This window comes from Puniceicoccus vermicola, from assembly GCF_014230055.1.
Lineage (GTDB): Bacteria > Verrucomicrobiota > Verrucomicrobiia > Opitutales > Puniceicoccaceae > Puniceicoccus > Puniceicoccus vermicola.
In genome coordinates, this window is record NZ_JACHVA010000078.1 from 1 (window position 1) to 10,538 (window position 10,538).

Genomic DNA, 10,538 nt, shown 5'->3' on the forward strand with positions numbered 1-10,538 from the left:
GTAGATGCTATGAGCGGATCCGAGGGATCTGCTTTTCTTGGGGCCTCTTCTTTCGGATACTAAACAGGCCCGGGTTAAGAGGACCCGGACCTGAAAAAATGAACCTGAAAGAAAGATTCAAAAAATGAAGTTATACATGGCGCTGGAACTGAGCAATACTAAATGGAAGCTGGCCTTCTCGACGGGAGAGAAGATACGGCTGATCACGATCGAGGCTCGTGATCAGTTGGCCTTTCAATCGGCCCTGAAGGCGACTCGGGACAAGTGGCAGCTAGGCGAAGACATTGAGGTTTTCAGTGTCTACGAAGCGGGCCGGGACGGTTTCTGGATCCACCGCTGGCTGGAGGGGTTGGGGATCAACAACGTCATCGTTGATCCCGCCAGCATTGAGGTGAACCGCCGCAAACGCCGAGCCAAGACTGACCGCCTGGACGCCAAGGCCTTGCTGCGTCAGCTGATTCGCTACCACGGCGGTGAGCATACGCTCTGGTCTGTCGTGCGCGTGCCGAGCGTGGAGCAGGAAGACCTGCGTCGGCGCGAGCGAGAGATCAAGCGACTGAAGAAGGAGATCGGTGCGGGCACAGCCCGGATCAAAAGCCTGCTTGTTTTGCATGGACTTCGCCTCGATTCACTTAGCAAGCTCGATACACGGCTCGATTCGCTGCTCGGTTGGGACAACCGCCCCCTCCCGGAACATATACGCAGCGAGATCGCCCGCGAATACGAACGCGTGGAGTTTGCCCGCACCCAACTCAAGGCTCTGGAACGTGCGCGGACTGCCCGAATCGCAAAGCCCCAAACAAAGGCCGAGCGACAGGCCCACAAGCTCACCCGGCTCAAGGCCGTTGGCGTCATCAGCGCCATGACCTTAAGCGAGGAGTTCTTCAGCTGGCGAGAGTTCCGCAACGTCCGGCAAGTCGGCGCCTGCGCCGGTCTGGATGGCTCCCCCTACGACAGCGGCGACAGCAAGAACGAACAAGGCATCAGTAAAGCCGGCAATGCCAAGGTCCGGGCCCTGATGATCGAGCTGGCCTGGTCGTGGCTGAGGAACCAACCCCAGTCGGATCTGGCCAAATGGTTCGACAACAACTTCGCCAGGGGAAAACGCAGCCGAAGAATCGGCATCGTCGCTCTGGCGCGCAAGCTACTGGTGGCTCTGTGGAAGTACTTGGAAAAAGACGAACTCCCCGCTGGGGCTCTCCTCAAAGAGACTGCCTGAGAACTTTTACCAATCAAACTATCTGAGCTTTATCTGACTTTGGTGGATTGATGGCCCGTTTCGATGCTGGAGATGGTAAATCCCACTCGTTCTTGTAGATTGGCGTCATCATGAAACCGCATATTCAAGCCTGCGATCAGGCGTATTTGGCATCAGGTGACCGGCTAGACCGGCACGGATAGAAGTTGGTCCCGAGGGCTACATAGCCCCGGATACTCAAATGCGGAAACCACTAAGATCAATCGCTCAAAATAAACATAACATTATCGCGATTATGACTTGACCCATAAATCACCATAGAAGCATCGAGCCTTGCTCGATGACCCGCGGCAGGCTACTCGCAGCTTCTAAACTCATCCGAATCCGCAACCTGTCATCGGCGAAGCGCCGATGCTACGTCGACTAGTGCCTTACTTGAGAACCTATGCCCCCTATCGCTGACCGAACTACAGAACGCGCCCGGTGCTTCCCGGCTTTCCTAAACAATATACTCCGGCAAGAGCCCCCCCAAAGCCACCAAGAATTTCCGCAACCCGTCATCGGCGAAGCGCCGATGCTACGTCGACTCGAGTCTTACTTGAGAACCCGTGCCCCTATCGCTGACTGAACCACAGAACGCGCCCGGTGCTTCCCGGCTTTCCTAAACAGTATACTCCGGCAAAGAGCCCCCCAAAGCCGCCGAGGATCTCGGTCGAGAGCAATCGGCTGGCACCAGCGCCGATCTCCAACCACTCCCCTTCTTCCGTCGCGACCGAAAAGATCAATCGACTGGGATCGCCTGCATTCCAACCGTCGGGTCGGGTCGCCAACTCAATTCGCAGCCGATAGGAAGACTGGCCGGGAATCTCCCGTTCCTCAACCTGTTCCAGATCGATCACTCGCCGGGAGAATCGAGCGTAGACACCGCTGCCATCACTCTTCTCGACGATACCCAGACTGTAATAGCCGAAATGCTCCATGAACGCCGATATCCCCAATTCCGCATTCAACGATTCCGGGCAAACTTCGCATTCACAGACGACCTGCGGTTGGGTCATACGCACCCCCACCCACGCTTTCGCCAAGGGCGTCGAAAGGGATTCCGAACGGGACAGCAAGCGAAGTCCTTTGGATTCGGGAAGCTCATAAATCTCCCGGAAGGCCCGCCCCACTGAGACCCAACGCGGTCCCAACTCCCCTTTCTCGTTCACAAAGGAATCCTTCCAACCAGACTCCTTGTTCGCTTCCTCCGATAAAGAGACTGGCTTTCCATCGTTCACGATCGGCCATCCACTTTCGGACCATTCGACAGGTGCCAAGAAGGTCTCCCGGCCCAAAACATGAACCGGTGGGTATCCCTGCGGACGCACACCGAGAAAGACCACCCACCATTTTCCGTTTTCATCTTCGATGAAATCGGCATGACCCGTGTTCTGTATGGCGGACTCCAAACCGGAGTGAGTCAGGATTGGGTTATGGGGGCATGGCTCCCATGGGCCCCACGGCGAACTCGAACGTCCGATTGCCACGCGGTGGCCAGACTCAGTTCCCCCTTCCGCCGTCAATAAATACCAGTAATCGCCTCGCGAAAACAGATGTGGCCCTTCAGTAGCCTTCCAACCAAATCCTTTTGAAATAAACTGGCGGGAAGTTATGCCTCGGCCGGTCTTGGGATCGATTTCAAACTGAACAATCCCTTGAGGCTCGCCCCAGCGTCCATCGCCTGTGACCTGACAAAGGACGGTTCCGTCCTCGAGGAACGTCAAGGAGGGGTCGATCCCACCTTGGTGGTCCGCATCCAGCCAAATCGGATCCGACCATTCCCCTGCCGGATCCACAGCCGTGACAATGAAATGCCCAATCTTTCCTATCTGGGTTGTGATCAGATAGAAGGTCCCGTCGTGATAACGAAGCGTCGGCGCAAAAATACCGGCATTCCCCAGTTTCTGTTCCTCGACAAAATCCAGCTGCGACGGACGCGAGAGGATATGCCGAACGAACTCCCATGTTTGGAGATCGCGGCTACGATAAAGCGGAACTCCCGGGAACTGACCAAAGCTACTGGTTGCAAGATAGAATACATCCTCCACCCGACAAATCGTCGGATCAGGGTGCATCCCGGGGAGAATCGGATTGGAAACGGAAATTTCAGACATTGGACCTGGAGAAACGGCAACTCGGCAACTTTCAGTGGCCATCCATTGCTCTCTTTGGATAGAGGATATCCTTTACTTTACTAAATCGTTATACTTCTTCAGAATCTGGATTTCTTCAAACCAAATATGGAGTTTTCCCCAGTAATTTCTCGTTAATCCCGAATCCCTCTTTCCCGAATCCCAAGATCCGAGTCAATCCGTCCAAAATTCCTTCAGGAGAGTAACCCGAAGCGAACTGAAACGTTGCCTATTCTTCTCAGACCCAGCAAAACGAACCACACCCCATGAATCTTCGAGAGATCGCCAAAATCGCCGGAGTCTCCCACTCCACCGTATCCCGGGCTCTGAGAAACAACCCGCACATCTCAAAGTCTACTCGTGAACGGATCCAGAAGCTCGCAATCGAGCACGGTTACCGCCCCCATCCCACGGTCTCGAAGCTCATGGCCCAACTTCCCCACATCAAGAAACAGGCACGGAGCACCCTGGCCCTGATCACCTGCTGGAAGAATTGGAAAGATGTCCATTTTCTCCAACAAATCTTCAAAGGCATTTCCGAACGGGCCGAGAGTCTCGGGTACAGCCTGGAGGAATTCTCTCTCCATCAATACGAGATGTCGACTCAACGTCTTAACGGAGTCTTGAGGACGCGCAACATCGAGGGCGCGATCATCCTCCCCTTTGGTCGGGACCATCGCGAAATCGAATTGGACTGGGAACATCTCGCCTCCGTCTACATTGGTCGATTCCTCTCTCATCCCGCAATCAACCGAGTCTCGACCAGTTACTACTCCAACATGTTCGCGTTGTTGAACCAGTTAAAATCTCTCGGATATCAGAGGATTGCCCTAGCCCTCACTTCCGAGATGCGACTCCGATCCGAAGACGCCTACATCGCTGCCTACGCTGCCTACCAGCGGGAGTTCCCTCCAGATCAGAGAATTCCCGTTCTCGTGACGACATCCAAACCGGACCCAGACTCTCCAGAGGCCCGCTACGGAACCGTCCGCTATGCCTCTAAATTCGATCCGGAGACCTCTGTCCGTTGGCTGAAGGAATTTCGGGCAGACGCACTGATCTGCAATTCCAGCCCCACCCGAAATGCCTTGTCCATCGGCGGATTGCGAGTCCCGGAAGACCTCGGCTATGCCAGTCTGGATTGTTCCGAGAATGAGCCAGCCATCAGCGGCATCGACCAACTGCCCGAAAAGCTCGGGAGTGCCGCTGTGGACATGGTGACCGCTCACTTACATCGCAACGATTTCGGGATCCCGCAGTCTCCCAAAATCCTCACCCTCCCCGGTCACTGGCACGAGGGTGAAACCGCAGTGCAGCAGGGCTAGATGAGCGCCCGGCGAAATAGCCAGGCTTCCTCGCCACCGAAACACAAGCGTGTCCGCGATTTCGAGGTTTATTCTAGTTATTTCTACAGTGGGGGGTTCCCTTCAGGGGCCCCCTCGACCGTTTCCATAAATCCAAATGGATTTTAAACTGGGTTGGTCGATCGAACAGAACCCCTCCACCCCGCGATGCGGGGTCCCCCTCCCCTGCAAGCAAGGGAGGAGTTCGTAATAGCTCAGTCAAAAAAAGCGGTAGCCCTTCCGGACTACCGCTTCGGTAAAAAATCAAACCTCAAAGAACCGATTCAACTACGGCGGCGACGCATGCCGACAAAGCCCAAGGCGAGAAAACCGGAAATGAGAACGGCGCTCGCAGGCTCTGGGATCGCGCTAGACACGGACAAATTCACTTGGTCAAGACCAAGGAAATCACTCGCTTCCATGTTGTCGGAACGGGAGAATGCGATAAACAAACGGTCTCCCGCAATGTCACTCCCAACAGATCCGATTCCGGTGTAACTTTCCTCCAGGAAAGACGAGGTCGTATTTGCCAAAACTTGTCCCGAGGCTACAATCGTCGCGACTGTGCCATTATCATCATTCGTCGTTGTCGTGAATAGCTGCCAGGAAAATTCATCCCCAGATTCAATTCCAAAGTGGTTAGCCTGCCAAAACGACAAGTCAAAGGTATCCCCTTCGACCAAGTCATAGCCCGTATCTTGGTATGCACCACGATTCGTCGAACCATCTAAACCGATGACAGCGTAATTGTTTCCATCTTTGTTCGGCAAATTGTTATTTCTTTGCAAATAGCGATTATCGAATCCTAAGTCACTGGACAGTGTAGTCGCACCCCCGCCCCACCAATCGGCCGTCGTTTCAAAGCTCCCGTTGTTCACATAATCCGGGGCGGTGCCGTCGATGATCACTTGCGCTTCGCAGAAGCCCGCACCGAACGTCGATACGACCGCCAGTGCACCCAGCAGTCTCGATTTATTCAAAGAGGGAAGAATTTGGGATTTCATCATCATCAATTGTTTTTGGGGGAGAGGTTTTTTTCGGTACTCTCAGAGTCGGTTCTGAGAGGAATGGCTAAATGGTTATAGCTGCGCATCGAAGATTCAACGTTCTTGCAATGCACCAGGTGCAAAACCCGATATTTAGCGAGAGGCTTCCAGCGCCTCGAAGGGGCACAGCAGGACCGAGAAATAGGCCACTTGCGGGCCGTTCTCGAGTCGTAACAGGAGTCGGTTGTAGCCCGGTTTCAGGAGCACCCGCCGGAATCCTTCATCCAGGGTCCACCCCGAGTGCCCGACGTCCTGAAAGACGACCAAATCATTGATCCAAAGCTTCGCCCGATCGTCGCTCGCGACCGCGACCACCACATCCATCGCCGTCTCACAGAAAACTTCCGTATAGGCGAAATAAATGGATCGGTTCAGCTCATCGGGGGGCTTGATGCGAATCGTTCCCGACTGAACAAAACGCCACTCGAGCGGAATCGGCTCACCGGTCATCGGGTGATTTTTCCCCGAATAGGTCGCATCGAGATCAACCACGGTTTCCGGAGGCAGGGAATTCTCGAACTCCCCCTTCCCCCCCGGCAAATCCCACGGTCCAATGATGTACCAGGTGTCGACGAAGATCCACCCCCGGCGGGAAGACTCCATATCGAAGCGACGCCCCGGCAGCGCTTGCTCGAATACGGTCCGTTTCTCGAGCGAGTATCCCGTAGGATTGTTCTCCTCGCGATCCGCCTCGAGAAAAGACGACACATCATACTGCTGATTCAATCCGGCACGACCCGTCGAATCGGCCTCGCCGCCTCCCCCGGCTCCCTCACTATTCTGCCCCAACTGGTAACTTTCCGCCATCAGGGATCGGAGATCCTGCAAGTTCCCCGATTGCCGTCCCTCGTTTGTCCCGGCGACCTCCATCTTGGTCTTGATCTGAGCCCCCTCCGCCAGAGCCGACCTCAGCTCTTCGGCGGTGCGCGTCTCCCCTCCCCTCGCTGACTCCTGCCCGAGGGCCGAATCCAACCGCTTCTCCGCATGACGCGCCATTCGCTCGCTCGCACGGGAGGCCTGATCCAGCGCCTCGTTGAACTCGCGAAACTCTTCACTACTGTTGGGCTGATTCTTCGCGAGGGATTCACTGAGATCCGGACCGGTATCGCTCTCCGGGGCATAGACGCTCTCCCGCGCTTCTTCCAAAGACATTTGCTGGCTCTCCGCCAGTTCCGCCGCTTTGACTTCGAGAAAGGCCTCGTCCAATTCTTCCGTCATCTCCTGCACGGACTCATACAACTCGGCCGTCTCCATCTGCTCGATCTCTTCTTCCGAAGGCAGTTCTTCGTTGCTGAACTCATTGAGGTCTTCCGTCTGTTCCGCGAGCTGATTCTCCAAGGGTTCGGGATTCAAATCGGAAGAATTCACGAAATCCTCCAGATCGCGCAGGTAACTCTCCCCGTCTTCGATCATGGTATTCACCGCCTTCGCCCATCGTTTCATGAGCCGCAGCAATTCCGTTTTCCGCTCACTCTCGGGCAATTCCAACAGGTTCTCAAAGGCCAGGCTAAACGCCTCCCGCACCGCAACCATCGCCGCCACCAGTTCCCGGGCGTTCTCCACCGCAGTTTCGGCTTCGGAGGGCTCTACCTCCTCTTTCTGCGCCAACAACTGCATCTCCCCCACATGCTCGACCGAAAGGTTGTGCAACTCCAGAAGACTGCTCACCAATTCCTGCTGGATCGCCAGAAACCGGGTAATCCTCTGTGCATGCCGCAGGGATACGACCTGCTCCCGCAACGATTCCACCCGGTCCAAAAACTCGTCCCAAATATCCGGCCGCACGAGAGAGCTTTGGCGGACTTCCGCAATGCGCCGGATTTCCTCAACCGAGCGGCGCAGTTTCTTCGCGTTCTCCTTCAGTGTTTCCCGTTCCTTGACCTCGCGATTCCGAGCAATCTCCCGGACCTGCTCCCGGGTCGGCTCGGGCTTCTCCACTTTTACCTTTTTTACGACTTCTCCGTCCTCATTCTCGGCCTCTTCAAAGACCCCCAAAGTCGTTTTACGCAGATCCTCATTCAAATACAGAACGATCGCGAGACATCCCGTCACCACAAGAACGATACAGAAGGAGATCCACAGCGGGCCTTTTTTGTCGAGTGAGGTCATCAGTCGTATTTTTCGTGATAGGTTCTCACCCCGACATTTCTCAAATTCCGGAAACTGAGGGCATCCAGCACTTCGACAAAGCGATAGAACGGCGTGAGTTCGTCCGTATCCAACCGAATTCTCCGATCCGGATCCTCCTGTTCGAGATACCTCAGTTCGTCCAGAAGAACCGAAACGGTCACGGGCTCCCCTTCCCAATAGACCTCTCCCTCCGCGTCGATCGCGATCGCGACCACGGTGTCGTCCGGCGGAACTTCGAGCGAAGATCGGGAAATGGGCAGGTTCAAATGCTCCACCTCTTTCCGGTCCTTCTTCAGCATCGTCGTGACCAGGAAGAAGATCAGCAGCAAAAAGACGCAATCGATCAACGGCGACATGCTCAGCGCCACATCTTCGTCTTCCCCATAGCGGTCTCCGCCCATTATCGATATCCCTCCATGGCAAAATCCTCCACGCCCCGGTGCCGCAGCCTCACGCCCACTTTCTCAAAGCCTTGGAGAGAAAGCGTGTCCAGCGCGTCAATCACCCGCTGCACCGGCACCTCCCGGTCCGTATCGAGGCGGATGGCGATGTTCGTCCCCTGCTCCTCGGCCACCCGCTTCAAATCGGCGGGAAACGACTCCAGGGGTTCGTACTCGATTCCCCGGTCACGCCCCACTCCACTGCCTTTGGCCTTGAGGATATTCCCCTCCGCATCCATCGCGTAAATCACCACCTCGGATTCCGCCACCGAGGCCAGCGCCGAGGTGTAATCCGGCAGCTCCACCGGAATCTGTTTCTCCAACTTCTTCAGCATCGTCGTCACGAGGAAAAAGATCAGCAGGAGGAAAACGCAATCGATCAAGGGAGAGAGATCGACCTCAATGTTCTCATCCGTTCGACGCTTGGCCCGGAAACGACGAATGGTCGCCACTCTCGACGAATTGCCGGTGGTCAATAAGAGGCCTGGTCGCCGGGTGGACATGGAAGCCATTCCTCGCGGAGATCAGTCTTCCGACTCCGTTTCCTCTTCCGGGTGCAACCAGGGCGACATCAGCACATCGACCGACTCTTCCAGACGAATGCCGAAGCTGTTGATCTTCGACTTGAAGTAATGATAACTCGCCAAAGAAGGAATCGCGATGATGAGGCCCAAGGCCGTCGTGATCAGCGCCTTTCCAATCGAACCGGCGAGGACTGAGGCATCTCCGGTGTCTCCCATCAGCGCTACCTTTTGAAACGACTCAATCATGCCAATGATCGTCCCCAAGAGCCCCAGCAGCGGCGAAATTGTCGCGACCACGGCCAGAGGATAAGTCCGCTGATGCTGCTTGTTCACCGCGCGGGAAATCATGTCGGTGACCCCGAACGACAAAATCTCAAACGGAATATGAGTGTGGGTTGCGATATAGGAGCCGATCTTCGCCAAGACGCTCTTATTCTTCCTGCAGGCGCGGTCAATCTGGTTGAAATCCGACTGCACCGAGCTCTTGCGCAAAGTCTCCTCCAATCGCTTCGGGATAAAGTTCGCCCGGCGAACAACGATTAATCTCTCCAGGAAGAAAACGACTCCGAAAAATCCGACAGCCAGGAGAACCAGTGAAGTCACACCACCCTTGAGGACCTCGGCCGCCCAATCGATTGAAGCCACCGCCTCAAGATCTCCTTCTTCAGATGCCGTCTGCGCCGAAACGGACACTTGGCCCAGAAACGAAAACAAGAGCAGAAAAAGAGAGAGAAAGAATCGCTGAGGCATGGGATTATGTGCTGGGAAATGAGTAAGAAAAAATAGAGAGCGATCAGAGCCGCTCCTTCTATATGGATTACTATATCGTTATATTACAACTCCAAAAGGGCTTTTGTAGATCGGTAACTTAGCCCAATTGCTCCGGAAGAGACATCTTTCCGGCCAAGGATAAGATCCACGGTATCAACGCGGACCTCCCCGAAAAGAGGGTTCGTTTCTGCCTTCTGATCGAGATGGTCAACTAGAGAACCAGAGGCGTCGATGACTCATCGACGGCGTCGTGATGCCTCCAAAAGACTCCACGATGACCGGACTTCTCCCACAGTTGGAGGAGGTTTTTCTAACTCTCAGCCTCATCCCCGAAATTCGGTCTTCCCCAATGAATAACCTAACAGGAATAGCAGGCTACGAAGTGATCTCGCAGCGATGCAAATCGGATTTGGACGAGTTGGAGGCGGTTCTGGAGAGGGAGCCTGAGAGATGCCCTTACTGCGCGGCCCCGGGGCCGCGCAGTAAGGGCCGTTATCTTCGGAAGGTGCGTCATCGAAGTGGTTATGTTCGTTCAACTTTTTTGTTGGTGCACACCCGCCGTTTCTGGTGCTGGAGGTGCAAGCGGAGTTTCCTTCCCACGCTTCCGGGCATCCGTCCTTATCGCCAGAGCTCGGAGCTCTTTCGCAAGGAAGTCCACCAGCGCCACGAAGACGGGATCTGCGCGAGCACTTTGGCCAAGAGGGAGCGAATCGGGCAGGCTACGGTCGAACGGATTTATCACCAGCACACCGAGCTGGAGGTGCGCAAACGTTCCAACCGGGATTGCCCCCGGATGCTCGGAATCGACGAGCATACCCTGGGCAAAAAGAACCGCTTTTGCACCACCTTCTGCGACCTCGGCAACAATCGGGTCTTCGAGGTCAGGCCCGGTCGCAGCGAAAAGGAGCTCTC

Annotated in this window: 9 protein-coding genes; 3 read left to right on the forward strand and 6 right to left on the reverse strand. The window is 55.3% G+C overall.

Annotated features, from left to right (window positions below):
* The first annotated feature begins 124 nt into the window (after positions 1-124).
* Entirely contained in the window at positions 125-1,219 is a 1,095-nt protein-coding gene (locus tag H5P30_RS08730; protein ID WP_185691013.1) for an IS110 family RNA-guided transposase, read from the forward strand.
* Positions 1,220-1,812: 593 nt separating this feature from the next.
* Here H5P30_RS08730 and H5P30_RS08735 read toward each other — a convergent pair.
* On the reverse strand, positions 1,813-3,354 hold the full coding sequence (locus tag H5P30_RS08735) for a glycoside hydrolase family 43 protein (protein WP_185692567.1): 1,542 nt from the start codon (positions 3,352-3,354) through the stop codon (positions 1,813-1,815).
* 284 nt (positions 3,355-3,638) lie between these two features.
* Here H5P30_RS08735 and H5P30_RS08740 point away from each other — a divergent pair, with 284 nt between their 5' ends.
* A complete protein-coding gene (locus H5P30_RS08740; protein ID WP_185692568.1) occupies positions 3,639-4,697 on the forward strand; it encodes a LacI family DNA-binding transcriptional regulator in 1,059 nt (352 codons plus the stop codon).
* 302 nt (positions 4,698-4,999) lie between these two features.
* On the opposite strand, the gene H5P30_RS08745 is transcribed toward H5P30_RS08740, so the two are convergent.
* The 5 genes from H5P30_RS08745 to H5P30_RS08765 form a co-directional block, all read right to left on the reverse strand.
* On the reverse strand, positions 5,000-5,695 hold the full coding sequence (locus H5P30_RS08745; RefSeq protein WP_185692569.1) for a PEP-CTERM sorting domain-containing protein: 696 nt from the start codon (positions 5,693-5,695) through the stop codon (positions 5,000-5,002).
* A 159-nt stretch (positions 5,696-5,854) separates the two neighbouring features.
* A complete protein-coding gene (locus tag H5P30_RS08750) occupies positions 5,855-7,870 on the reverse strand; it encodes a hypothetical protein (protein ID WP_185692570.1) in 2,016 nt (671 codons plus the stop codon).
* Positions 7,870-8,292: an ExbD/TolR family protein gene (locus H5P30_RS08755; RefSeq protein ID WP_185692571.1), complete on the reverse strand. Its 423-nt coding sequence runs from the start codon at positions 8,290-8,292 to the stop codon at positions 7,870-7,872. The genes H5P30_RS08750 and H5P30_RS08755 overlap by 1 nt, the downstream gene beginning before the upstream one ends.
* The gene (locus H5P30_RS08760; RefSeq protein WP_185692572.1) at positions 8,292-8,834 is read right to left on the reverse strand and encodes an ExbD/TolR family protein; all 543 of its coding nucleotides are present in this window, start codon (positions 8,832-8,834) and stop codon (positions 8,292-8,294) included. The genes H5P30_RS08755 and H5P30_RS08760 overlap by 1 nt, the downstream gene beginning before the upstream one ends.
* Before the next feature lie 21 nt (positions 8,835-8,855).
* Positions 8,856-9,605 carry a MotA/TolQ/ExbB proton channel family protein gene (locus H5P30_RS08765; RefSeq protein ID WP_185692573.1) on the reverse strand — a complete coding sequence of 250 codons (750 nt, stop codon included), beginning with the start codon at positions 9,603-9,605 and terminating at the stop codon, positions 8,856-8,858.
* A 370-nt stretch (positions 9,606-9,975) separates the two neighbouring features.
* Between H5P30_RS08765 and H5P30_RS08770 the strand changes: the two genes are divergently transcribed.
* Positions 9,976-10,538 (forward strand): transposase (locus H5P30_RS08770; protein WP_185691332.1); only part of this gene is annotated, 563 nt, incomplete at its 3' end.